This is a genomic window from Corynebacterium sp. HMSC034B08 (assembly GCF_001835805.1).
Taxonomy (GTDB): domain Bacteria; phylum Actinomycetota; class Actinomycetes; order Mycobacteriales; family Mycobacteriaceae; genus Corynebacterium; species Corynebacterium coyleae.
In genome coordinates this window covers 84,479-108,688 of record NZ_KV825969.1, presented here as the reverse complement: position 1 = coordinate 108,688, position 24,210 = coordinate 84,479, and the positions used below count along the sequence as shown (strand labels likewise).

Sequence of the window (24,210 nt, the reverse complement as noted above, 5' to 3'; positions counted from 1 at the left end):
AGTGCACAAGGGCCACGACTACCAGTCCTCACTCATCGCCCACGTGGAGCCGCGCGACGCCGCCCAACTGTTCGGCAACCCGGACTACTACCTGGGCTACGACTCGCCCGAGGCCCAGCAGCACTTCGCGGACGGCGACATCAAAGCCGCCATCGACCAAGTCATGGCCGACGCGGCGTCGCTGACCCTGGTCAACGCGCCCAATGTCGTGCTCTACGCCCCAGGCGTGAGTGGACTCAACCCAAACGTGGTCACCGACTCGCTACGGCTGAACGAGGTGAAGAAATGATCCGCACCATCAGCAAACACCTGCTGCGCTTTGTGCTGCTGCTCGTCGCCGCCAGCCTGATCATCTTTACGCTGCTGCGCGCAGTGCCGGGCGACCCGGCGCGCATCGCGCTCGGCGTGGCGGCAACCGAGGCTGACATCGCAGAGCTCAACACCCGCCTCGGGCTCGACCGCCCGTTGCCAGCGCAGTACTTCGACTGGATTTCAGGGCTGATCACCGGCGACTTTGGTGTTTCGTTGTCTTCGGGCAAGGAGATCACCGAATCCGTCATTGAACGCGCCGGGGTGTCACTCACGCTTACCTTGCTGGCCATGGCGGTGTCGCTGCTCGTCGCGGTACCCGCCGGTGTGTACATCGCGGGTCGGCGCCGTTCCGCGGGCTCGGCGGTGGTCAGTGGCCTGTCGCAGGTGGGCATCATCGTCCCGTCGTTTTTGGTCGGTATCGCGCTGGTGGCGTTGTTCTCCGTACGCTTAGGCTGGCTGCCCGCCAACGGGTGGGGCACGCCTGCGCACGTGGTGCTGCCGGTGGCGGCGCTTTCGCTTGTGCAGGCGTCGATTCTGACCCGCTACATTGCGGCGTCGGTGCGCGAGGAGCTGGGGAAGGATTATGTGCGTACGGGGCGGGCGCAGGGGTCGTCGATACGCGCAGTGCTCTACTCCTCTGTCCTGCGCAACGCGGCACTGCCGGTGATCACGGTCGTTGGCGTGCAGCTGGCGTCGCTGGTCGTTGGCGCGGTGGTCATCGAGCGCGTGTTCACGATCCCGGGGTTGGGCACAATGCTTCTCGACGCCGTAGGCAACCGCGACCTCACCACCGTTCAAACCGTGATGATGCTGGTCGTGGCCTTCACGCTGGTGGTCAACCTCATTGTGGATCTGACGTACACGGTGGTCGACCCGCGGATTCGGAGGCAAGCATGACAACACAACGCAAAATCGGCGGGGTGATCGTCCTGGCCGTCGCGGCAGTTGCGCTGCTGTCGCTGGTGTGGACGCCGTTCGACCCGCTACAGGCCGACGTTCAGAACCGACTCCAGGGCACTTCGGCAGCGCACTGGATGGGCACCGACCAGTTCGGCCGCGACATCACCTCGCGCGTCATGGACGGTGCGCGCCTGACCCTAACGGTGGCCATCGGCGCTGTCGGCTTGTCGGCGCTGGTGGGTGTGCCGCTGGGCATCTGGGCCGGCATGCGCCGCGGTGCGTCCCGATTCGTCATGGCCGGCGCTGACCTGCTGCTAGCCTTTCCGGCACTGCTGCTGGCCATCGTGTTCACCGCCGTGTTTGGTGCCTCGATTTGGATTGTTGTGCTGGCCATCGGCATCGCCGGCGCCCCCGGGTTCGTCCGCGTCGCTCGCGCCGGCACGCTGCAGGTGATGCAAAACGACTACATCCTGGCCGCGCGCATTGCCAAGGTGTCGGGCCCTGTGATCGCGTGGCGCCACGTCCTGCCGAATATCTGGCCGATCGTGCTCACACAGGTCTCCGTCGCCGTGGCCCTCGCCATTCTTGCGGAGGCCGGCCTGTCGTTCCTCGGCCTCGGCTCCCCCGCCCCGTACGCGTCGTGGGGCCGTATGCTGCAGGCCTCGCAGCCGTTCTTGGCCACCTCCCCGCACCTCGCACTGTGGCCGGGCCTGGCCATCGCAGTGACCGTGCTGGGATTTAACCTGCTCGGAGGCACCAATGATCGACGTTAAGCACCTCAGCATCGACGGCATCCTCCACGACATCACCTTCCACATCGCCCCCGGCGAACGCGTGGGCATCATCGGCGAATCCGGATCCGGCAAGTCCGTCACCGCCTTAAGCATCATGGGGTTGAGTGATCTGCCCGCGACCGGATCCATCACCGTCAACGGCACCGAGATGGTGGGCACCCGCGACCGCGTGCGCCGCCGCGTGCGCGGCAAAAACGTCGCCATGGTGTTCCAAGAACCCATGACCGCGCTCGATCCGCTGAAAAAGATCGGCCGGATCGTCTCACGCGACCTGCTCCGAGACGTCGGCGTGGACCGCCCCGACGCCTACCCGCACGAACTTTCCGGTGGCCAGCGCCAGCGCGTGCTCATCGCGCTTGCGCTATCCCAGAACCCGGACGTGCTCATTTGCGACGAGCCCACCACCGCCCTCGACGCCATCGTCCAGTCCGACATCCTCGACCTGCTCGACCGCCTCGTCCGCGAGCGTGGCATGGGCCTGCTGTTCATCTCCCACGACCTGGCCGTGGTGCGCCGCATGACCGACCGGGTGCTGGTGTTTAAGGACGGGCGCATCGTCGCTGGCGACTCCGACTACGCCAAAGCACTCGCCGCCGCAGCCGAGCCCGGCGCGCCCGCTGCCCCTGTCACGCTCGGCGAGCCGGTCGTCGAACTGGATGGTGTCTCGCTGCAGCGCGGCGCCACCATGGCGGTGGACAACGTCACCCTCACCGTCCGCGAGGGCGAGCGCCTGGCCATCGTGGGCGGCTCAGGCTCCGGCAAGACGTCGCTGCTCCACCTGATTGCGGGGCTGCGCCAGGCCACCTCCGGCACCGTGACGGTCGCAGGGGACGTGCAGATGGTGTTCCAGGACCCGTACTCCTCCCTTGACCCACGTATGGAGGTTGGGGCGTCGATTCGTGAGGCGGGCGTCGATAAGCAACGCTCCGACGAAATGCTCGAACGCGTCGGCCTCGCCGGTACAGGCCACCGCAAGCCCGCACAATTTTCCGGAGGGCAGCGCCAACGCATCTCCATTGCGCGCGCCGCAGCGCCCCGCCCGAGCATTTTGCTTGCCGACGAACCCGTGTCCGCCCTCGACGCCACCATCCAAAACCAAGTGCTCGACCTGCTTCGCGACACCGTAGGCAACCACACCCTCATCTTCGTCACCCACGACTTAAACGTCGCGCGTGAACTGTGCCCCACCGTTGCCGTCATGCAGTCCGGGCGCATCGTCGAGCAGGGTCCAACCGAGGAAATCTGGGCCAACCCGCAACACGCCTACACCCGGGAGCTGCTCGCCGCCGTACTATAGGCACCCATGAGTGCCGCAAAAATCTGCGTGGTCGGATCCATCAACGCCGACCTCACCGTCAATGTTGACCGACACCCCACCCCAGGCGAAACGCTACTCGGCTCCGGCGGAGGCATCACCGCCGGCGGCAAGGGCGCGAACCAAGCCTGCGCCGCCGCACGCCTCGGCGCCCCCGTCGCACTGGTCGGCGCGGTAGGCACCGACTCGAACGCCATCCCGGCAACTGCACTGCTGCGCGAGGCGGGCGTCGACCTCACCCACGTCGAAGAAGTCACGGAGGTCACCGGCCTTGCCGTGATCACCGTCGCCGCGAACGGCGAAAACACCGTCCAGGTCGTCCCCGGCGCCAACGCGCTCGTGGACGCCGACTTTGTCTCCCGCCACGCCGAACCCGTCGAAGCCGCCGAAGTGGTCCTTTTGCAGGGCGAAATCCCGGCCGACGGCTTCGCCCGCGCCGTCGAACTCGCTCGCGGACGGGTCGTGATTAACCTCGCACCCGTCGTCGACGTACCGCGCGAGGCCCTGCTCGCCGCAGACCCGCTCATGGCCAACGAACACGAAGCAGGTCTGATCCTCGACCAGCTTGGCTACGACTCCACCGGCACCCCCGAGGACCTCGCCCGCCGCCTGAAGGATGCGGGCTTCGCATCCGTCGTCCTCACCCTCGGTGCGGCAGGCGCACTCGTCGCTGACGACAACGCGCTGACCCACATCCCCTCTCCACAAGTCGAAGCCGTAGACACCGTCGGCGCCGGCGACTCCTTCGCCGGCGCGTTCTGCGCCCGCATCATCGAAGGCGACACGATCGTGGAAGCCTCCACCTACGCCTGCCGCGTCGGCGCGTTCTCCGTCACCCGCCCCGGGGCACAACCGTCCTACCCCACCGCCACCGACACCCTGCCTGGAGCGTAAACCCAAATGAGCCCTCAGATGATGCCGCGACGGTCGTCGTCGACAAGCAATAAACGCCCCATGCGCGTCCAACGCACACAAGGCGTCTACCCCGACGACATGCACCCCGGCCTCGTCCCGGGCATCAGCGTCGAAGAATCACGCCACAACTTCAGCCTGGACAAAGTCGTTTTCGGCGTGACCGCCGCAGCCATCCTTGCCTTCATCATCTGGGGCGTGACCTCCCCAGAACAGGTCGGCTCGAGCGCGTCAAGCGCACTGTCATGGGGCCTTCGCAACTTCGGCTGGCTCTTCAACATCGTGCTCGTCGCCTGCGTCATCATCATGGCAGTGCTGGCGTTCTCTCGCTTCGGCAACATCACACTGGGCAAAGACGACGAAGAACCCGAATACTCGTTCTTCTCCTGGGTCGCCATGATGTTCGCTGCAGGCATCGGCGTAGGCATCTTCTTCTTCGGCCCCTCCGAACCACTGACCATGTACCTCGACCCGCCACCGCTGACCGTCGAGGCCGAAACCGAAGAAGCACTGCACCGAGCAATCGCCCAAGCCAACTTCCACTGGGGCCTCTCCCCGTGGGCGCTCTACGCACTGGTCGGTGGCGCCATGGCCTACTCCTGCTACCGCCGCGGACGACCCACGCTTATGTCGTCGCTGTTTACCCCGGTGTTCAAGCGCTCAGGCCCTTTCGGCACCATCATCGACATCCTGGCGATCGTGGCCACCCTGTTCGGCACCGCGGCCACGCTGGGTATTTCTACCCTGCAGATCGGCGACGGCATCGCCATCATGCGCAGCGGCGACTCCGCCCCCATGGGCGTGCTGCTGACCGTCATGGGCGTGCTCACCATCGGCTTTGTTATCTCCGCCGTCTCTGGTGTGGGCAAAGGCATCCGCATCCTGTCGAATATCAACATCTCGTTGACGTCGGCGGCCATCCTGTTCATCTTCGCCACCGGGCCAACCCTGCTGCTGGTCAACCTGCTGCCGTCAGGCACCCTGGTCTACGCCGACCGCTTCTTCGACATGGCGTCGCGCTCCTTGTCCTGGGGTGAAGACACCCTCGACTTCCAGTCTGCCTGGACTGCCTTCTACTGGGCGTGGTGGATCGCCTGGGCACCGTTCGTCGGTATGTTCATCGCGCGAATCTCCCGCGGACGCACCCTGCGCCAATTCGCCGTGGTGACCACGCTTGTCCCCACCGCCGTGCTCATCTGCGCGTTCACCATCTTCGGCGGCACCGCCATCACGTTCTCCCGCGAAGGCCGCGAAGGTTTCGACGGCACCGCCACCCCGCAGCAAGTGCTCTTCAACATGTTCGGCGAAATGCCGCTGGCGGAAATCACCCAATACATCCTCATCGGCATCCTCGCGGTGTTCTTCATCACCTCCGCAGACTCCGCCTCCACGATCATGGGCTCCATGTCCTCTAAGGGCGACCCCGAACCGAACAAACTCGTGGTGGTGTTTTGGGGCCTGGCCATGATGGGCATCGCCGTGGTCATGCTGCTCTCCGGTGGCGAAGACGCCCTGTCCGGCCTGCAATCCCTGACCATCCTATCCGCAATGCCGTTCTCGGTGGTCATCCTGCTGCTGATGTACTCGTTTATCAAGGACCTCTCCACCGACCCCATGGCCATCCGCAATTCCTACGCCCGCAACGCAGTGAAATCCGCCGTCATCCGAGGCATCGAAGAATACGGCGACGACTTTGAAATCGTGGTCGAGCCCTCCGCAGCAGGCGAAGGCGCAGGTGCCGAGTTCGATTCCACGTCCGACGAATACACCGACTGGTATCGACGCACCGACGAAGAAGGCACCCCCGTCGGCTACGACTACGAAACCGGCGAATGGTCCGACGGCTACCAGCCCGAAGAGGAAGACAGCACAACCGCCGAGAACGACGGCGCCGCCGAAGACAACCGCGGCTAGCTACTTCCCCGCCATGTCCAGCAGGCGGCCGAGCACCGCCTTGCCGTGGCGGCGCAGCCCGTCGTGCTGGAACTGGTCCGTCTCAAACACCTGCGCACCGATGACATCCGCAGTAGCCAGCGACAGCTCGCGCGGCACATAGATGTCGTCGGTGTACACCGCCGCGTATGCATCGTGGCCGGAATCGAGCCCGGCGTACAGGTTGTCCCAGTCGTCCTTCTTTGCCAACGCCTCTGCCACAGCCTTGAACGGGCGCAGCTCCGGATCCTCGTCGAATTGGAACGGGAAGATGTGCTCGCCGGTGAGGTAAAACTCTTCGTCGTCAGGGCTAGCGTCCGGCGCAAAGCCTGCAAGTTCGCGGGAGACCCGCTCCGCTGCCCAGTTCGTCGCCCCCGGCACCGTGCCGCCGTAGATCGACTCGTGCACCGCCGCATACAGCGGGCCTTTGGCGAAACTCACACGCTCCCCCACCGACGCCAAAAAGTCCGTGCGCAGCCTGCCGTTCGGGTGAAACGGCGCCTCAAACAACTGCGCCAGCGACGCGAACCCGTCCTCGCGCCCCAACTCAATACCGAGGGTGCGCAGGCGCCGCGCGCTCAGCCGCTCGCCGGTGGGTAGCAGCTCCTCCTCCGACTCCAGGTGGCGGCACACCTCACGGATCGTTCGCTCGGCCTCCGGGTACTGCTCGTTGAACTGCAGGTGACGGTGCTTGAGCTTGGCAAACGTCGCACGGTAGACACCATCCGCGCCCTCGCTTATCGACGGCAACCCACCCGTAAACAACGCCCTCCCCACACTCTCCGGGTGCACGGCCAAATAATGCGTCAGGCAGAACCCGCCAAAGGATTGGCCCAGCACATCCCACTGTTTCAGCCCCATCTCCTCACGCAAGGCTTCCGCATCGGCGATGATGTCGCTGGCGCGAAGCTGGGTGAGCACGGTGTCGTCGATAAGCGAAGGCGTCGCGGAATCAACCCTGGTCGAGCGCCCCGTCCCCCGCTGATCCAACATGACCACCTGGTAGCCACGCTCGAGCGCAGTCTCCACCCACTCAAACCGCTCACGTGGCGCCGGAAACCCCGGCCCACCCTGCAGGAACAACAACGCCGGAGCGTCAGCCTCGCCGAAGACGCGGGCGAAAACGGAGAAGCCGCCACGGTTCAACACAATTTCACGCATACGGCGATTGTAGGAACCGGGGCGAGAGTTTCCACGTCAAATAGTTATGTACGACGGAATGAAGATCGAATTCCCACCAACCATCGTCAATGCGTCCCAGATGGAACGCGGACAAAACTACCTGCCTGTTAGCAAACAACGCTTCATCCACGAGCGCCACAGCCTGGAACAATGGGCAGTCCAACTCGCGGCACGACACCACCCGCACAACCAGAAATACGACGTGCCCGCAGCCGTGCGCGCCGTCGTCCACGCGTACGAACGCCCAGGCAGCGTGGTGTGCGGATTCTCCGCGCTCGCTCTCTACGGATTGCCGTATCTCGTTGAAGGCGCAGACACTACTCTGCGAGCACCCACACCCCAAAAACTCACCGCTTCCGCTATACGTCCCTCCGTCGCACGACTCCACGCCCCACACACAGAAACATGGACCCTCACCCACCGCGGTGTGCCCATCCGCGTTTCTCGACCATTACGTGCAACCGTGCAGGCTCTGCAACAAATTCGACGAGGCGAACACTCGTGGCAGACAGAGCCAATCCCCGGTGTGAGCCCAGAAATGGTCAAGGCTGTACAACTTGTCGACTGCGCCCGTCGACACCTCGGACTACAGGCGGAAGACATTCGCGCCAGCGCCCTTCGGCAAATCAATCAACGGTGGCTGTCTCGGGCGCTCGATCTGTCCCGTTCAACTGCCGATTCGCCGAAAGAAACCGAACTGCGGTTGCTCCTCCAGCCAGTGGTTCGCAACTACGGCCACACGCTCGTAGAGCAGTATCCGCTGACAGTGGGCGGCAAAGCCATTACGACCTTTGATTTTGCCATCCCCGAACTCAAGATCGGGATCATGTTCGACGGCCGACACCACTGGGAGTACGACCAACGACAGTTAGATACGTCCATCAACCTGACATCGATGCTTCATGGTTGGACGGTTCCCCGGGCGGGGTCGAAAACCATGCAGCAATGCGTCGAGGTCGTGGAGAAAACGATCCGGCAGGCGCGTCGGCGCTAGCGCGATGCAAGATGTTACAAGGCCCACGGTAGCGACCTGGGCAAAGTGTAAAACCACGCAGGCGGTACTGCGTGGTTTTACATCAAACTAGGGCGCCGAACTACTCCTCGTCGGTGGACAGCGCTGCCACGAACGCTTCCTGCGGCACGGTGACCGAACCGATGGACTTCATGCGCTTCTTACCGGCCTTCTGCTTCTCCAGCAGCTTGCGCTTACGGGAAATGTCGCCGCCGTAGCACTTCGACAGCACGTCCTTGCGCAGGGCGCGGATGTTTTCACGGGCGATGATCTTCGAGCCGATCGCGGCCTGGACGGGCACCTCGAACTGCTGGCGTGGGATGAGCTCTTTGAGCTTCTTGGTCATCTTGTTGCCGTACCACTGGGCGGAGTCCTTGTGCACGATGGCGGAGAACGCATCCACAGGTTCGCCTTGGAGCAGGATGTCTACCTTGACCAGGTCGGCTTGCTGCTCGCCGGCTTCTTCGTAGTTGAGCGATGCGTAGCCCTTGGTGCGGGACTTCAGCATGTCGAAGAAGTCGAAGATGATCTCGCCGAGTGGCATGAGGTAGCGCAGCTCCACGCGGTCCTCGGAGAGGTACTCCATGTTCTTCATCTGGCCGCGCTTGGACTGGCACAGTTCCATGGTGGTGCCGACGAACTCCTGGGGCACGATGATCGTCATGTTCACGATCGGCTCGTACACCTCGGGGATTTTGCCGCCGGGCCAGTCGGACGGGTTGTGCACCATTTGTTCGGTGCCGTCTTCGGCGATCACGCGGTAGGTGACCGACGGCGCGGTGGAGATCAGATCCAGGTCGAATTCGCGCTCGAGACGGGTGCGGGTGATCTCCATGTGCAGCAGCCCCAAGAAGCCACAGCGGAAACCGAAGCCCAGGGCGACGGAGGTTTCGGGCTCCCAGGTGAGGGAGGCGTCGTTCAGCTGCAGCTTCTCTAGCGATTCGCGCAAGGCCGGGAAGTCTTCCTGAGACACCGGGAACAGGCCCGAGTACACCATCGGCTTGACCTCCTCAAAACCTTCTAAAGGTTGCGAAGCACCTTTAGAAGCCCAGGTGACGGTGTCGCCGACGCGGGTTTCGCGCACGTCCTTCACGCCGGTGATCACGTAGCCGACCTCGCCCGGGCCAAGACCCTTGGTCTTCTTCATCGTTGGGGAGACCACGCCGATTTCCAGGATCTCGAGCGTGGTGCCGGTGTTCATCATCTGTACCTTCTGGTTCGGCTCGAGGCGGCCGTCCATCATGCGCACATAGGTGACGACGCCGCGGTAGGTGTCGTAGACGGAGTCGAAAATCAGGGCGCGGGCCGGCGCCTCTGCGCCGTGCTCGGACTCCGGAGCCGGGATGAGCTCAACGACGCGGTCGAGCAGTTCCGGCACGCCCTCGCCCGTCTTGCCGGACACGCGCAGCACGTCTTCCGGTTCGCAGCCGATGATGTTGGCGATCTCGAGTGCGTACTTTTCCGGGTCGGCTGCCGGCAGGTCGATCTTGTTCAGGACTGGGATGATTTCCAGGTCGTTGTCGATGGCCATGTAGAGATTGGCCAGGGTTTGGGCTTCGATGCCTTGGGCTGCGTCGACAAGCAAAATTGCGCCCTCGCACGCGTCGAGGGAGCGGGCAACCTCGTAGGAAAAGTCCACGTGGCCTGGGGTGTCGATCATCTGCAACACCATCTCTTCACCCGCGTGCGCGCCGGTCTTGGGCACCCACGGCAGGCGAACGTTTTGAGCCTTGATGGTGATGCCACGTTCGCGCTCGATGTCCATGTTGTCGAGGTACTGGTCGCGCATCTCACGCTCGTCCACCACGTTGGACAGCTGCAAAATGCGGTCTGCCAGCGTGGACTTACCATGGTCGATGTGGGCGATAATGCAGAAGTTACGGATGCGGGCGGGGTCCGTGAACGTATTTTCCGCGAAGTTCGTCGATTTGGCAGCCATAATTGCTTCATCTTACGTGTCGCGCGACGCGCTAACGTGTGGGCATGCCAACTGAGTTTCACAGAGCTGGTTTAACGCACCGTTTGCGCAAGCCTGCGTGGTGGCGTCCGCTCGTCGAGTTCGTGGTGCTTGCTGTGTGCATCGCAGCGTTCACGATGGCGATGGCGATGGCGATCGGCCTTGCCGCTGGGTTCTACGGGCTGGGCGATCTTTTCGACGAAACCTCCTCCGACCCGCTTGCCTCCCTGGTGCAGGTGCTTTTTATTGCTGCCTGGTTGCCTGCGCCGTTTATCGCCGCGCGGGTACTCGGCCGCAAACCTGGTGCGCTCTCCAGCATCGAGGGGCACTTCCGCTGGGGCGTTGCTGGGCGCGCGTTCGTGGTGGTCGGCGCGATCTATGGGGCGCAGGTGCTTCTCGACGCCCTCCTGTTCGGGACCGGCGACCTTTCGCTGAGTCCTCGCGAATGGATGCTGCTCGCCGCCTTTGTGGTTGTCGTCCCGCTGCAGGCCGCGGCCGAGGAGTACGTCTTCCGCGCGAGCCTGCCGCAGATCCTCGGCCAGTGGATCTCACCTGGCTGGATTTGCTACGGGCTGCCCGCCGCCGTGTTCGTGGCGTTGCACTTGTACAACTGGATCGGCCTGCTCGACATCGCCATTTTCGCCCTGTGCGCCGCACTGCTGACCTGGCACACCCGCGGTGTGGAGGCGGCCGTAGTTTTGCACGCGGTGTCCAACACGATTGTGTTTTCCTACGGCACGCTGGGATTGACTGATCCAGGCGAAACAGAAATCACCCTGCCTCAAACGGCCGTCTCCGCGTTGCTCACCATCGGAACGACCGCGCTACTCATGTGGGTGCTGCGCGACGTAGGGAAACATTCGCAGCAAAAAGTGGTTGTTCCATCCCCCGCGAAGGCTTAGAGTGGCCAGTGACCATAAACCGGAGGTGAAACCGTGGCGTTTGAGCGCTTTAAGCGAAAGAGGAAACCCGTCCTCGACCACGGTTTTACGCTGTTTGGTGATCGACTGACATCCCAGATCCAGCAACGCCGTGGTCGTGCCCCGCAAGTCTCGGTGCGCCCCACCGACTCCGTGTGTCGCAGCATCTACTACGCCCCGGACATGGACGGCACCGCCGAACCAGGCGAGGTTGTTTGGGTCACCGTCCCTTCACATCCGCCGCGGCAGCGCTCGATCCTGATCGTGGGCCGCGAGCGCCACGACGTGTTGGGGTTGCTGATCTCCCCCGAGCGGGAACACGAAAACGACGAGCGGTGGTTTGAAATCGGGCCGGGCGATTGGGAATCCTCCGGCCAGCCATGCTGGGTGCGTTTGGATAAGACTCTGGTCGTGCCGGAATCAGATGTGGAACGTCGCGGCACCACCGTCCCGCCACGTCGCTTCCAGCGGGTGGCCAACACGCTGCGCGAACGCTTCAACTGGTCGTAACTCCAACAGTTTGGTTTGTGCAGTTCACACTGTTATTCTTTCGGGGTTGTTCGCATCCGGCGCTCAATAGGGTGTGCGGTGCTACGCGGACAGGACCTTGGGTTCGCGTTTGATACCCAAAGCACTGCACGCAATGCCCTGCCAGATGCCGCGACATGTACATGTTCGATTGAGAAACCAAGAGGTATTTCACGATGGCAAACATCAAGCAGCAGAAGAAGCGCGTTCTCACCAACGAGAAGCGTCGTCAGCGCAACAAGTCCTTCCGTTCCGCTACCCGCACGGAGATCCGTAAGTTCCGTGAGGCTGTGGAGTCCGGCGACAAGGCTGCCGCTGAGGCACAGCTGCGCGTTGCTTCCCGCAAGCTGGATAAGGCTGTGACCAAGGGCGTCTTCCACCGCAACTCTGCGGCGAACAAGAAGTCCAACATGGCTCGCGCCCTGAACAAGATGGACTAATTGCCGTTGTTCACAGGTTGATCCCGCCCAGGTTTATTCGGGGCGGGATTTACTTGTTTCTAACGCCGCGTGCGGCCCGACAAAAGAGGAACTTCCGTGAAAATTAAAAAGCGTGCGGTTGCGGCCGCGCTGACGTTTAGCCTGATGGCATCCCCTGCAATCGCTCCAGAGGCGAAGGCTGCAGACCCGTCCGTTTCGGCATCCGTGGATGCAGCTGAGCTCGTTTCGGCATTGTCGAAACTCCTTCCGATGAATAACCCGCAGGTCAAGCAGGCGCTTGGCGTGTTGACGTTGATCATCGCCGGTATTTTGGTAGCGGTGCCGATGGCGGAAGCGGGGTCGTCGATACGCAATGGCGCCGTGGGCGACAAGGCTCCGGGCAAGCACACGCGCCGCATCGTGGTGGATGGCACCTCGCGCTCCTACGATGTGGTCCTGCCGTCGAACTACTCCGAGGGCGTCGCCTACCCGGTGATTCTTGGTTTTGGTGGCTGGCAGCACACCGCGAGCCAGACGCGTGACTACCAGAAGTTCGAGACCGCAATCGACAACACGATTGTGATCTACGCGCAGGGTGTTGACAACGCGTGGGCTGGCGCGCCGTATGCCCGCACGTCGCTGAATGAGGACATCGCCTACACGCGCGCCATTATCGACGACGCCGCGACCCAGTACGGCGCCGACCCGAACCGTGTCGTCGCAGCCGGCCTGTCCAACGGCGGCGGGTTTGCGGCCGCACTTGCCTGCCACGCCCCCGACACCGTCAAGGCGGTCGCCTCCGTCGCTGGTGCGTTTTACAACCCGACCGTGACCGGCTGCACCTCCGGCGCGGTGCCGACGCTGATCATGCACGGCACCAACGACAACGTTGTGGGATACAACGGCGGTATCCGGCACGGTGCGTTCTACGAGTCGGTGGATAGCGTCATGCGCACCATGGCCTCGAAGAACAAGTGCTCGGGCGCGACCACCCGTTCGCGCTCCGGCAACGTGACCACGTTTGAGGCGCAGGGCTGCGACGCGGCCACGCGCGTGGAGCGCATCGAGGGTGGCATCCACACCTGGTTCACCGACCCGAGCGCAACCGCCCACACGGTGCGCTTCCTCCTGCCCTACCTGTAAACGGCGAGCCGTTTACAGGGCGGTTAGAGCGCCAGCGCCCCGCGCACGATCAAGGTCAGGCCGACGATAACGAAGAACGCGCCTGCACCGATGTCGATGTAGGGGCCGGCGCTCAGGAACTTCCGCCGCACCCGCTGGGTAGAGATCACCTGGACAAAGACGGCGAACAGGACGAAGGAGCTCAGCCACAGCGCAAACGTCACGATGAGGGCGGTGCTCAGGCTGGGGCTGGGCGGCAGCAGTGGGCGATCATGGCGGACAGCGCGATGACGATCTTGGGGTTGGCGAGGTTCGTCGCTAAGCCACGCATGTATGCAGAACGCACCGTGCCGAGCCGCTGCTCCGCCTCTTCGAGGGTCATTGGTGGGTTGTGCCGATCCGCGAGACCACCACGAACGTTGCTCGCACCCATCGCGATCAGCACTGCACCACCCACCAGTTGGACGTAGGTCAGCGCGTCTGGGAACGCGTTGAGCAGCGCCGCAGCACCAAAGACGGTGAGCGCGCACCACATGAGCACGCCAGTTTGGATGCCGATGGCGGTTGCCCACCCGTGGCGGCGCGAACGCGTCGCGGTGCGGGTAATCAGCACCACGTCGGGACCTGGCGCGGCGGCACCGATGACGTTGAGGCCGATGATGACGGCGAGATCTCCCGGCGCGATCATACGAGCTCCGCGATGCGTCGCACGGCGTTTTCCAGGGCGAACTCGGCGTCGCCGCCTTGGCCTTTCACCTCTGCGTCGAGGTCAGCCACGATGATCACCGCTTCGGACACCGCTCGGCCGGACCAGTGGCGCGCCACCTGCATGGTTTTCTTGGCCACGTACGGGTGCATGCCTACGGTGCGTGCGATCTGGTCGGGGTTGCCGCGCACGCCGTAAAGTTTCGCGATGTCGCCGACTTTGTGGGCGAGCGCTGCGGCGATGGTGGCCGGTTTGACGCCCAGTTGAAGCGCCCGGCGCGTCGATGCGAGTGCACGGTCGGCGCGACCGGCGACCATTTGGTCGGCGATGTCAAAACCTGCGACCTCCGCGACGCCAACGTAGTATTCGCGCACCGCGGCGACGGTGATTTCCCCGTCGGTGTCGGCGACAAGCTGGCTAACGGCGGAGGCAAGTTCGCGCAGGTCTGAGCCGACGGATTCCAAGAGTGCAGCAACCACATCGGGGGTAGGGCGCACGCCGTGGGAGCGGAACTCTTCGGTGACCCAGGTGCGACGTTGGCCGTCGTTAAGCGGATTGGCCTCGTGCACATCGGCGAGTTTTTTGAACTTGGGCACCAGCGATTTCTGCCGCCCACCACCGGTGTGCTGGATGATGATCACGATGCCGGGCGCAGGATCCACGCACGCTTTCAGCAGTACCTCGGTGGGTTCTTTGCCTGCGAGTTCTGCGTGTTTGACCAGTACGACGCGGTCTTCGGCGAACAGTGACGGGCTGGTTGCCATGGCGATTTCGCCTTCGGTGACGTCGCCTGCGCGCAGGGTGGTCACTTCGATGCCGTCGCCAGCGTCGGCGATGATCTTTTTTGTGGCACGCTCGGCGAGGAATTCGTCTTCGCCTAAGACAAGGTGCACGGGGTTGAGCATGACGACCATCTTAAAACTCTCGCCGCGGCAGCACTTGGGTGCCATCCGGGTAGATGGCAACGTTGCCGTCGCGGTTGGGAAAGATCACGGGGATGCCCTGGTCAGTGACCACGGGTCTTCGGTGGGGGCGGCCCTTTTCAAGCACGACAACAAGCTGCGTGCCCGGCGGAATGGGCAGGGCATCTTCTTGCTTTTCGACGACATGAGCACGCAACCTGCCCACATCCACCGGCGTGCCCGCCGGCGCCTGCGACAGGACCACACCGAACCCGCACACAAGCGCCGCCGCCAGAGTGGTCTTCGGGTATCCGGCAAACAAGCCCGCGAGGAACCATCCGTAGACAACCACGACGACGATGGGTTCCGTCTCTACCGTGGCACCGGGAAACCGTGCACCGTTTTCTGCGACCACACGCACCCAATAGGCCATGGGTTCCACCACCCACAGCACAGGTGCAGCCAACCCGCCGTGGATGAGGCTGAGCAACACCGCCGCAAGGCCGAGCACAGTCACCGGGCCGGTCACCGGTGCGACGATGACGTTTGCCACCACAGAGACTAAAGAAACCCGGCCGGCCATCATGGCGACAATCGGCATCGTCGCTACGTCGGCGGCAACCGCAACGCCAAGTGCACGCACGAGAATGTCGGGCCAGCCCGTGGCAGCAAGGACGCGGTACAACAGCGGAAACAGCGCGACGATGCCCGCGGTCGCCGCTACCGAGAGCGCGAACCCGTAATGCACCGCCAGGTCTGAATCCACCAGCACTAGGCCGATCACCGATAAACACAGCGCGTGGATCGGCTCGGACTGGCGTGAAGCCAACACCGCAGTCAACCCCACCAACCCAGACACGGAAGCGCGCAGCACGCTCGGCTCGGGTCCGACCAGCGAGGCGTAGAGCAACAGCGCCGCAGCCGACGCCACGATACGGCCCCGCAGCCCCCAGCCCACTGCCGCTGCGGCAATCGCTGCGAACGTGGTCACGATTGCCACGTTCGCACCAGAGACTGCTGACAGGTGCGAGAGGCCAGTGTCGATGTAATCCTGCTGTTCTTGGCTGGTTTGCAACGAGACGTCCCCGAGCACCATGCCCGGGATCAGCCCTTGGGCGGACTCCCCCACGGTGGCCTGGACAACGCCGGCAAACGTTTCCCGGGTGTGCTGCGCAAACGCAGCCAACCCCTGCGGTGGGGAGACCACCTCAACTGACCCGTTGACCGCGATCGGGTTTATCCCGGCCATCTCCGATTCCTTCACCACGCCGCGCACAACCACCTGGGCGCCGGACACGGCAGTGTCCGGCACTTCATCGACAAACACGGGCGTCAGCGTCGGGTTGCCGTCTACCTGCACGCGGACGATGAACCCGCCGGTGCTCGTCTGCTTCGGCGCGCCCGATACCCGGCCCACGAACTGACCCGCGGGCTCCCACGCGCGTGCGATGTGCAGTCGCACCCCGGTGGTCACGACGGCGGCCGCACCCATCCCCGCAATGAACACCGCCTGCCCGTAGGCGCGCAGCACCACAGCACCGATAACGGCCACCAGCACCACAACCACCGCGATGCCCACTCCGAGGGTGATCGCCACCGCAGCCGCTGCCCACACCACCAGCGCCGCCGGGACAAGCCTGATCTCCCCCACTTACCCCACGCCCCCGTCTATAAGCCGACCTGGTCGCGCATTGCCGCAAGTTTCGCCGGTCCAATTCCTTTCACGTCAGTCAACGCATCTACCGACGCAAACGGCCCGTTTGCCTCACGGTGCGCCACGATCGCGGCTGCGGTTGACGGGCCGACTCCGGTAATCGTCGTCAATTCCTGCACCGATGCGGAGTTGATCGACACCACCCCACCCGCCGAAGCGCCAGCGCCACCAGCGCCAGCACCGCCACCGGAATCCGTAGCGGCCGGTGGGGCGTGTTGGGAGCGGACGTGGATCTGTTGGCCGTCGACAAGCAATTGCGCATGATTGATCGAGATCAAGTCAGCATCCGGCAATGGCCGGGCCGTCTGCAGCGCATCCGCGACCCGTGCACCCTGGTTCAACGTGATCAGGCCCGGGTTGTCCACCTCACCAACAACAGAGACCACCACGGTGCCTGTGACCTCGGTGGGAGAGGCGACCTGCTCCCACGCAACGCCCTCATCATCCATGGGGCCGGATCGGGTCACCGCCCATCCGCCGACGGCGAGCAGCACTGCACCGGCGGCGGCCGCAGCTTGTTTCACAGGGATGCGCACCCGCGGCTCCGGGTAGCGCACCGTCAGGAGGTCTTCTTCCCCGGTGGGCCGGGTGAGCTCCTTGAGTCGTTCAGTGGCGTTCACACCAAAAACGCTATAAACCCCCGGCGCACTCGCCAAGGGGTCGGAAAAAATCTGTGGATAATCCGCCATCTACGGGCGACGAAAACAACAGTTATCCACAATTACGAGATGAGAACACCACCGACAGGCCGATTGCCCCTTCGCCGGTATGCATCGCGATCACCTTCACCAGCGGCTCGACCATGACCCGTGAGCCTTCCGGAAGTGTTTCGCGCAGCAGATCCGCGAGTTGCTCGGCGGCGTCCGGCACGTCCGCGTGCTGCACTGCGGCGAAAACGGGCTCGCCGCACGCGCGCTCTTCTACCAACTCGGTGAGTTTGGCAAACGCCTTCGACTGTGTGCGAGTCTTGCCCGCGAGTTCGAGCTTGCCTTCCCGAATGTGCAGGATCGGCTTGTTTGCCAGCAGCGCAGCCGAGAGCATCGCAGTGCCGGCAGGCAGGCGGCCGGACTTGCGCAAATCGTCGAGTTGGTGCAGGTACAACCACGTTTCGGAGCGCGCAATGGTGGACTTCGCCATCGCTTCGCACTCGTCTAACGTGCCGCCTTCCGCCGCAACAGTCGCGGCTGCCATCGCTGCGGCACCGATCGCCATGCCCGCAGAGTGCGTCTCCACGACACGGACCGTGCCTGGGAACACCGCAGACGCGGCCACCGCAGCCGACCAGGTGGACGAGAACGTCTTGGCAAGGTGGAGGGCGATCACGCCGTCGTCGCCACCACGCTCGAGCTGGCGGGCATAACAGGCGGCGAGTTCCAGCGACGACAACCCGGACGAGGACTCCCCTTCTGCGCCCTCGACACGGTGCAGGTCAACGACGCAGATATCGAGTTCCTCCACGACCTCCTGCGGCAACCCCGCGGAGGAATCCACCACGACGCGAACACCCATTAGTTACGGCCTCGGTTCCAGGCTTCGATGTACCACTGGGTCTTGGTGTCGTCGTCAATGCGCGGCATTGCCACCAGCCGCGACGTGTTCGCGTTACCGAGCCCCTTGAACAGCGGATACTGAGACACCTGCAGACCAAGCAGCGTGGCGGTCAGCGCGGCGATGGTGCCTCCGTGCGCCACGAGCAGGACAGCAGCATTGTCCCATTCATCGTGGTCACGCATGAGTTCCATGACCACTTCGCGGGAACGTTGCGCAACGTCGATGCGGCTTTCGCCCTCTGGCGGCGCCCAGGTGGGGTCGGTGCGCCACAACGCACGAGCCCCGTCGTGGGCGGTGTCCACTTCCTCGTGCGTCTTGCCTTGCCACTGGCCAAGGTGGGTTTCGCGCAGACGCTTATCGACGACTACCTCAAGGCCCAAATCTGCCGCCACCACATCAGCCGTATCCTTCGCACGGATGAGGTCAGATGACACGATCTTGTTAATACCCAAGTGCCGTAGGTCCTCTGCCGCAGCGTGCGCCTGGGCGCGTCCGCGCTCGGACAGTTCAGTATCCAGCTGGCCCTGCATGCGGCGAGTTGCGTTATAGAGCGTCTCGCCGTGACGCAGCAAAATCAGTCGGCGCTGCATGGGTCTTAGTACTCGTCGTCCGCGGCTTCGGGTCCCTCACCTGCCAGGGGAAGGTCCTCGATGGTCTGGGCTTTGCGCAGGTCGGCTTCGTCGCCAAACGCTGCGGGACGCTCGTAAGGCTCGAGCCCTTCGACCTCAATGGCCGGGCAGTCTGCGTACAGGCGGTCCAGGCCGTAGAACTCGCGCTCGGCTTCGCGCTGGATATGGACCACGAAGTTGCCGTAGTCAAGCAACACCCAGCGGTTTTCGCGGTTGCCCTCACGGCGCTTCGGCTCAACACCCAGGTCGGTCAGGTCGCCTTCGACCTCTTCAACAATGGCGGCAACCTGGCGTTCGTTATCTGCAGAGACGATGACGAACACGTCGGTGATCGCCATGACGTTAGACACGTCGATAACAGCGATATTGGTGCCGAGCTTCTCGTCGGCGGCCTTCGCGGCTACCTTGGCGCGGTCAATGGAGATCTGCGGGGCAGTCAAGTGGCAATCCTTATTCAGGTCATGGACAAATCAACTGGGCCATTGTCCCACGTATGACCGCAACATTTCCAGTTCAGGGGTCGCGCCTAGGGTGCGTAGAGCGAATTCTTCGCGATGTACTGCACCACACCGTCCGGCACCAGGTACCAAACCGGGCGCCCATTGGAGGCGCGCTCGCGGCAATCGGTCGAAGAAATCGCCATGGCGGGGATCTCCACGAGGTGCACGCGTTCCTGGATATCCGCAGGCAGCATGTCTTCGCGCAACTCGTAGCCGGGGCGCGTCACGCCGACGAATTCGGCGAGTTCAAACATTTCTTCCCAGTCGTGCCAGGACATGATCGACGCCAACGCGTCCGCCCCCGTGATAAAGAACAGGGCCTCGTCCGGGAACTGCTTTCGTAGGTCCCGCAGGGTGTCAATCGTGTAGGTGGGTCCCCCACGGTCGATATCCACCCTTGAAACGGAGAAGCGCGGGTTGGACGCGGTGGCCACCACGGTCATCAGATAGCGGTCTTCCGCCGGACTGATGTGCCGGTCGGCCTTCTGCCACGGCTGGCCGGTGGGTACGAAGATGACCTCGTCGAGGTTGAAGCGATCCGCCACCTCACTCGCGGCAACGAGGTGGCCGTGGTGGATCGGGTCGAACGTGCCACCCATCACCCCGATGCGCCGGGCGTTGTCCAGAGATGCCGCGTAGTGCTCAGCCATTGGGTGTTTACCTCAGTCCTGGCAGTGGCTGGATGTTAATCGACTCAATAAACAGCAAAGACATGCCGATGACGCCTGCGACCAGCGCGCCGAGAATACCCAGCACCGTGCCGATGATCACCGGACGATTCGACTCGTCAGCCCACTTTGCCTTGTTGGAGCTGCCCGGCTGGGACACGGTCTCCGTGACACAGATCTGCTCGCCCTTGCTGTTGGTCACCGGGACGGGGTTGCCGCCCTCCTCATCAACTTTCCACTGGCACGTCTCCTTGACGGTTTTCGTTTCCTCGGTCTTGCGCACAAACTCTGCGGCCGAGGCAACAGTAGGCGTCGCGCCAGCCAACAACGCGGCAGCGACAGTAGCGGAAATGATGCGGTTCATTAGCGGTAGCGTACCTGATCAACAAATCGGCCGAAAGCATCCGAGACTTGGTTGTCCCAGCGCGATGGCCAACGGAAGTAACGCGCGTGGTTGCCACCAGTTGGCTGGGATGCCTGCAGCGTCTGAATGGACAGGTCACACACGGAGTCCTGCGGCAAGCAGTAGTTCACGCGGTTCGGGGTCGCCCCTGCGGTCTTGGTGTTAAACGGCAAGAAGCCAAGCATGCCTCCGGCACCACCTGCTGGCACGCCGACGGTGGACCAATCCCCCGCCGCCGTGTTCGGGTTGCCAAAGTAGACCACACCCGCCAACTGGCCACGGCGTGCCAGTTCGCGCTCGTGCTCAAGCAGAATCATCGCGCCTTGCGAGTAACCGGACAGGATGTACTTCGGGCGGCAACCACTGCGATGCTCGTAGTCATTGACCATCTGCATCACACCGGTGCGTCCGATCTGGACCGAATCCACGAACTCTGTGGCTACTCGCCTTGCCATCATCCACACCGGGTTGGCGTACTGCAGCGCAAGAGCCAGTGCCTGCAGGATGGTGCTTGGTACGGCAACCGACGGTACGTCGTATTCGGGGAACGTCGCCGGGTAGTAGCGCGGCTCCAGGCCGATGACCTCGACGTCCTTCATCAGCGAGTTACCGCCGTGGGTGGCTGCGTAGCGACGCTCCGCATGCTGCAGGAACGCACGAATCGTCTCACCCTCCCAACCGTTGGAGGTCCACGGCGCAGCCCACGAATACTTCGTGCGGTAAATCTGCGTGTTCTGGCCCGAGCCGCGGGCAGCGATGACGGCGACCGCCGGACAGCGCGTCTGCGCGTCTGCTTCGGGGGTCGGTGCGACGGGGCTCAACGTTGCGGTCACAGCCGTCGCAATAGCCGTGGCAAACAGCGCAAACTTGGCGCGAATGGAGGTCCGGGATTTTAGCACGCCGATAGACTAGCGCACCTGGCCATTACCTTCCAGAATCCACTTCGTGGTGGTCAGCTCCGGTAACGCCATGGGTCCGCGTGCGTGAAGCTTCTGTGTAGAGATGCCGATCTCTGCACCCATGCCGTATTGCTCCCCATCCGTGAATGCGGTCGAGGCGTTGAGGACGACGGCGGCGGAGTCGACGGCGGCAGCAAATCGTCGCAAAGCATCTGCGTCTTGGGCTGCGATCGCATCCGTGTGGCCGCTGGAGTAACGCGCGATGTGCGTGGTCGCACCATCGACGCCGTCAACGATGGCGCTTGCGATGTCCATGCTGAGGTATTCCTCGGCGAAGTCCTCCTCCGTTGCGGGTTCTACGGTGGCACCGAACGCAGCATGCTTATCGACGTCACCATGCACCACCACACCAGCCTCCTGCAGCGCCGCGATGATGGTGTGTTTGTCGGTCTCGGGCAGGTGGGTGTCGATAAGCACCGTCTCTGTCGCGTTGCACACGCTGACCCGGCGCGTCTTGCCGTTGAGCAGCATCGCGATCGCCTTGTCCAGATCTGCGGACGCGTCGATGTAGAAGTGGCAGTTGCCGGTGCCGGTCTCGATGGTGGGCACGGTCGCGCCGGTCACCACCGCGTTGATCAAACGTGCACTGCCGCGGGGGATGACCACGTCCACGAGCCCGCGGGCGGTGATGAGGTCCTGGACAGAATCGTGGCTCTCACATGGCAGGAGCTGCACGGCCTCGCGCGGCAAATCGTTGGCAGCGAGGACGTCCTGCAGCACTGCGACGAGCGCCTCGTTGGAGTGGCGTGCCGTCTTGGAGCCACGAAGCAGGGCCACGTTGCCCGACTTCAGCGCCAGACCGAACGCATCGACGGTGACGTTCGGGCGTGCCTCGTAAACCATGCCCATCACGCCGAGCGGGACGCGCACCTTCTTCATCTGAATCCCGTTGGGCAGCGTACGTCCGGTAAGCACCTCGCCCACCGGATCCTGCAGGCCCGCAACCTGGCGCAGCCCCCCGGCGATGCCGTCGATGCGTTCCTCGTCGAGCGCCAGCCGGTCCAACACCGACTCCGCCAGCCCGTTCGCGCGACCCTCTTCGATGTCGCGCGCGTTGGCTTGAAGGATTTCACCTGCGCGCTCGGCCAGTGCCTCCGCTGCCGCCAACAGCACCGCATCCTTCGCCGGTGTCGGCAGCACCGCAATCGTCGGGGCAACATCCTTGGCACGCTGTGCTTTCTGCAGTACCTCGTCGCGCTCGGCTTGGCGTTGCTGATCAGTCTGTTGGGCAGTCATGCGGCAATCGTAGCCCGCAGACTTCGTGCTAGTACCCGGCCTCGACGTCGACCTCGGTCGACATCTTCTCCCCCGCTTCGAAGAGGTCCCAGTTCTTCAACGCCAGCGCCCCGATGCGGCGTTCCATGTACCGCGGGATATTCGCGGTGTGCGGCGTGATCACACAGTTATCCAGGTCCCACAGCTTGTGGTCCGCCGGCAGCGGCTCCGGCTCCGTCACGTCAAGACCAGCGCCACGGAGCTTGCCGTTGACCAGTGCGTCGGTGAGCGCCTCCGTATCAATCAGCGGACCGCGCCCAACATTGACGACGACCGCCGTGTCCTTCATCTGCTCAATCCGATCAGTGTTCACCATGTGGCGGGTCTCCTCCGTCAACGGGGTAAGCAGGACAAAGTAATCGTGATCGGCCCAGACCTCGTCGGCATCCTTCATGGCAACGGTCCGGTCCGCACCGTCCACCGGGTTGCCCGAGCGGTTCACGGCGGTGATCTCCATACCGAACGGCTCCAAGAAGCGGATCAGGGTTTTACCGATACCACCAGCACCAATCAGGGCGAGCTTCTTGTTATCGAAGAGGTACTCCTTCTCTTTGAACAGCTGTGTGTTGTTCCACTCGCGGTCCACGGCCTTCATACGGTGCTCCACGGCAAGCAGGAGGGCGAGGGTGGATTCGGCCACGGTGTCGTCGTAAAGCCCACCCGCATTAGCAAAGCGCACACCGTTGGCCGCATGTTCAGCCAGGATGCCAGCCTCCAGCAAACCCTCGATGCCGGCGTACTGGATCTGCACGACCTTCACGCTGTCGGGCAGCTCATCCGGGAAATCCTTCGGGCCGCCGCCGAACAGCACGAGGTCAGGGTTGTCCTCGAGAGCGACATACTCATGGCCCTGTGCCTCCAGCGCGGCGATGGGCTCGTCTTTGGGCTTTGGCAAATACGTGAACTTCATGCCTGCCCAGAGTACGGAAGAACCCGACCCCCGGCACCGACATTGGAACTATTCGAGTGTCCACGATCGCACGGGCGCCACCCCTGTAAGGAAGTTAACAGTGCCCGTCAAGAATTCCTCAAGAAAACTCATGTGATCACACCTATAGGACCTGTAGTGTTTCCCCGACACCTGTAGAAGAAAGTGCATTGCCTATGACAACTCCCCTCTCACCCGAGCTCGTGATCTACATGATGGAAAACGGCTACCGCCAGGTAGAAATCGCCCGTGAGTACAACGTTTCCCGCCAGTACATTCATCAACTGGCAAAACAAGCCGGCTACACCTCTCCAATCACCACCGTCCAAGAGAACCTGCCCTGGGACGTCGATCCCACCCTCACCAAAAACGCCACCTTCGTCGCATTCCGTCTCATCGGACACGAAATGGTCGCGCCCGGGAAACTGACGAACGAGTCCCGCGAACGCGCCAACGGTCTCATGAAACGCCTCCGCCAATTCGACGTGGTCATCGACTACGACCCGTCCTACCCGCCCATCATGGGACTGACCAACACTCCAGGATTCGCCTACCTTCCGCGCACAGCTAGCGACGAAAACTTCCTGATGAAGATCAAACCCGAAACCCGCATCACCCCACTCGGCGAAAAAATCTGGCGGATGCCCACCGAACTGTTCCGCTAACGCCT

At 63.3% G+C, this 24,210-nt stretch carries 26 protein-coding genes and 1 pseudogene; 12 read left to right on the top strand and 15 right to left on the bottom strand.

Annotated elements, in window-relative coordinates; translation table 11 throughout:
- The 6 genes and pseudogenes from HMPREF2656_RS13125 to HMPREF2656_RS09815 form a co-directional block, all read left to right on the top strand.
- Positions 1–289, top strand: a pseudogene (locus HMPREF2656_RS13125) (ABC transporter substrate-binding protein); the annotation flags it as partial.
- Positions 286–1,209 (top strand): ABC transporter permease, encoded by a 924-nt coding sequence (locus tag HMPREF2656_RS09835; protein WP_070816541.1) that lies wholly within the window; start codon positions 286–288, stop codon positions 1,207–1,209. The pseudogene HMPREF2656_RS13125 and the gene HMPREF2656_RS09835, both read left to right, overlap by 4 nt.
- Complete coding sequence (locus tag HMPREF2656_RS09830; protein ID WP_070816539.1) at positions 1,206–1,985, top strand: ABC transporter permease; 780 nt, start codon at positions 1,206–1,208, stop codon at positions 1,983–1,985. The genes HMPREF2656_RS09835 and HMPREF2656_RS09830 overlap by 4 nt, the downstream gene beginning before the upstream one ends.
- The gene (locus tag HMPREF2656_RS09825; protein ID WP_070816537.1) at positions 1,972–3,303 is read left to right on the top strand and encodes an ATP-binding cassette domain-containing protein; all 1,332 of its coding nucleotides are present in this window, start codon (positions 1,972–1,974) and stop codon (positions 3,301–3,303) included. The genes HMPREF2656_RS09830 and HMPREF2656_RS09825 overlap by 14 nt, the downstream gene beginning before the upstream one ends.
- A 6-nt stretch (positions 3,304–3,309) precedes the next feature.
- Positions 3,310–4,215: a ribokinase gene (locus HMPREF2656_RS09820; protein WP_070816535.1), complete on the top strand. Its 906-nt coding sequence runs from the start codon at positions 3,310–3,312 to the stop codon at positions 4,213–4,215.
- A gap of 21 nt (positions 4,216–4,236) precedes the next feature.
- Positions 4,237–6,147 carry a BCCT family transporter gene (locus HMPREF2656_RS09815; protein ID WP_083319515.1) on the top strand — a complete coding sequence of 637 codons (1,911 nt, stop codon included), beginning with the start codon at positions 4,237–4,239 and terminating at the stop codon, positions 6,145–6,147.
- Here HMPREF2656_RS09815 and HMPREF2656_RS09810 read toward each other — a convergent pair whose 3' ends face one another.
- Positions 6,148–7,326, bottom strand: a complete 1,179-nt coding sequence (locus HMPREF2656_RS09810; protein ID WP_246825156.1) for an alpha/beta fold hydrolase — start codon at positions 7,324–7,326, stop codon at positions 6,148–6,150. It lies immediately after the preceding gene.
- Positions 7,327–7,384: 58 nt separating this feature from the next.
- On the opposite strand from HMPREF2656_RS09810, the gene HMPREF2656_RS12865 reads away from it, so the two are divergent.
- The gene (locus tag HMPREF2656_RS12865; RefSeq protein WP_141761064.1) at positions 7,385–8,341 is read left to right on the top strand and encodes a hypothetical protein; all 957 of its coding nucleotides are present in this window, start codon (positions 7,385–7,387) and stop codon (positions 8,339–8,341) included.
- Positions 8,342–8,441: 100 nt separating this feature from the next.
- Here the strand turns inward: HMPREF2656_RS12865 and lepA are convergent, their stop codons facing one another.
- Positions 8,442–10,298 (bottom strand): translation elongation factor 4, encoded by a 1,857-nt coding sequence (lepA, locus tag HMPREF2656_RS09795; RefSeq protein ID WP_070484894.1) that lies wholly within the window; start codon positions 10,296–10,298, stop codon positions 8,442–8,444.
- A gap of 44 nt (positions 10,299–10,342) precedes the next feature.
- On the opposite strand from lepA, the gene HMPREF2656_RS09790 reads away from it, so the two are divergent.
- The 4 genes from HMPREF2656_RS09790 to HMPREF2656_RS09775 all read left to right on the top strand — a co-directional run bounded on the left by HMPREF2656_RS09790 (position 10,343) and on the right by HMPREF2656_RS09775 (position 13,326).
- Positions 10,343–11,218 (top strand): CPBP family intramembrane glutamic endopeptidase, encoded by an 876-nt coding sequence (locus tag HMPREF2656_RS09790; protein WP_083319504.1) that lies wholly within the window; start codon positions 10,343–10,345, stop codon positions 11,216–11,218.
- A 33-nt stretch (positions 11,219–11,251) separates the two neighbouring features.
- Positions 11,252–11,746 (top strand): type II toxin-antitoxin system PemK/MazF family toxin, encoded by a 495-nt coding sequence (locus HMPREF2656_RS09785; protein WP_070421325.1) that lies wholly within the window; start codon positions 11,252–11,254, stop codon positions 11,744–11,746.
- A gap of 194 nt (positions 11,747–11,940) precedes the next feature.
- Positions 11,941–12,204 (top strand): 30S ribosomal protein S20, encoded by a 264-nt coding sequence (rpsT, locus tag HMPREF2656_RS09780; protein ID WP_070421324.1) that lies wholly within the window; start codon positions 11,941–11,943, stop codon positions 12,202–12,204.
- 96 nt (positions 12,205–12,300) lie between these two features.
- Entirely contained in the window at positions 12,301–13,326 is a 1,026-nt protein-coding gene (locus tag HMPREF2656_RS09775; RefSeq protein ID WP_141761063.1) for a CE1 family esterase, read from the top strand.
- Between the two features lie 23 nt (positions 13,327–13,349).
- On the opposite strand, the gene HMPREF2656_RS13640 is transcribed toward HMPREF2656_RS09775, so the two are convergent.
- The 13 genes from HMPREF2656_RS13640 to HMPREF2656_RS09715 form a co-directional block, all read right to left on the bottom strand.
- Positions 13,350–13,529 (bottom strand): hypothetical protein, encoded by a 180-nt coding sequence (locus HMPREF2656_RS13640; protein ID WP_371440663.1) that lies wholly within the window; start codon positions 13,527–13,529, stop codon positions 13,350–13,352.
- 14 nt (positions 13,530–13,543) lie between these two features.
- Positions 13,544–13,993, bottom strand: a complete 450-nt coding sequence (locus HMPREF2656_RS09770) for a LysE family translocator (protein WP_371440662.1) — start codon at positions 13,991–13,993, stop codon at positions 13,544–13,546.
- Positions 13,990–14,925, bottom strand: coding sequence for a DNA polymerase III subunit delta (gene holA, locus HMPREF2656_RS09765; RefSeq protein ID WP_070614020.1), 936 nt, complete (start codon positions 14,923–14,925; stop codon positions 13,990–13,992). Before holA ends, HMPREF2656_RS09770 begins: the two co-directional genes overlap by 4 nt.
- A 1-nt stretch (position 14,926) precedes the next feature.
- Positions 14,927–16,564, bottom strand: coding sequence for a ComEC/Rec2 family competence protein (locus HMPREF2656_RS09760; RefSeq protein ID WP_070816530.1), 1,638 nt, complete (start codon positions 16,562–16,564; stop codon positions 14,927–14,929).
- 17 nt (positions 16,565–16,581) lie between these two features.
- The gene (locus HMPREF2656_RS09755) at positions 16,582–17,247 is read right to left on the bottom strand and encodes a ComEA family DNA-binding protein (RefSeq protein WP_070816528.1); all 666 of its coding nucleotides are present in this window, start codon (positions 17,245–17,247) and stop codon (positions 16,582–16,584) included.
- Positions 17,248–17,338: 91 nt separating this feature from the next.
- Complete coding sequence (locus HMPREF2656_RS09750) at positions 17,339–18,136, bottom strand: DegV family protein (RefSeq protein ID WP_070569645.1); 798 nt, start codon at positions 18,134–18,136, stop codon at positions 17,339–17,341.
- Positions 18,136–18,768 carry a histidine phosphatase family protein gene (locus tag HMPREF2656_RS09745; protein ID WP_070421318.1) on the bottom strand — a complete coding sequence of 211 codons (633 nt, stop codon included), beginning with the start codon at positions 18,766–18,768 and terminating at the stop codon, positions 18,136–18,138. The genes HMPREF2656_RS09750 and HMPREF2656_RS09745 overlap by 1 nt, the downstream gene beginning before the upstream one ends.
- 5 nt (positions 18,769–18,773) lie before the next feature.
- Positions 18,774–19,247, bottom strand: a complete 474-nt coding sequence (gene rsfS / locus HMPREF2656_RS09740; protein WP_070421317.1) for a ribosome silencing factor — start codon at positions 19,245–19,247, stop codon at positions 18,774–18,776.
- A gap of 86 nt (positions 19,248–19,333) precedes the next feature.
- Complete coding sequence (gene nadD / locus HMPREF2656_RS09735) at positions 19,334–19,957, bottom strand: nicotinate-nucleotide adenylyltransferase (protein WP_070421316.1); 624 nt, start codon at positions 19,955–19,957, stop codon at positions 19,334–19,336.
- Between the two features lie 7 nt (positions 19,958–19,964).
- Entirely contained in the window at positions 19,965–20,339 is a 375-nt protein-coding gene (locus tag HMPREF2656_RS09730) for a hypothetical protein (protein WP_070421315.1), read from the bottom strand.
- Positions 20,339–21,277, bottom strand: coding sequence for a cutinase family protein (locus tag HMPREF2656_RS09725; protein ID WP_083279295.1), 939 nt, complete (start codon positions 21,275–21,277; stop codon positions 20,339–20,341). The genes HMPREF2656_RS09730 and HMPREF2656_RS09725 overlap by 1 nt, the downstream gene beginning before the upstream one ends.
- A gap of 9 nt (positions 21,278–21,286) precedes the next feature.
- Positions 21,287–22,573, bottom strand: coding sequence for a glutamate-5-semialdehyde dehydrogenase (locus HMPREF2656_RS09720; protein WP_070816526.1), 1,287 nt, complete (start codon positions 22,571–22,573; stop codon positions 21,287–21,289).
- 28 nt (positions 22,574–22,601) lie between these two features.
- Positions 22,602–23,522 (bottom strand): D-isomer specific 2-hydroxyacid dehydrogenase family protein, encoded by a 921-nt coding sequence (locus tag HMPREF2656_RS09715; RefSeq protein WP_070614030.1) that lies wholly within the window; start codon positions 23,520–23,522, stop codon positions 22,602–22,604.
- A gap of 194 nt (positions 23,523–23,716) precedes the next feature.
- Between HMPREF2656_RS09715 and HMPREF2656_RS09710 the strand changes: the two genes are divergently transcribed.
- The gene (locus tag HMPREF2656_RS09710) at positions 23,717–24,205 is read left to right on the top strand and encodes a hypothetical protein (protein WP_070614032.1); all 489 of its coding nucleotides are present in this window, start codon (positions 23,717–23,719) and stop codon (positions 24,203–24,205) included.
- Positions 24,206–24,210: the final 5 nt, after the last annotated feature.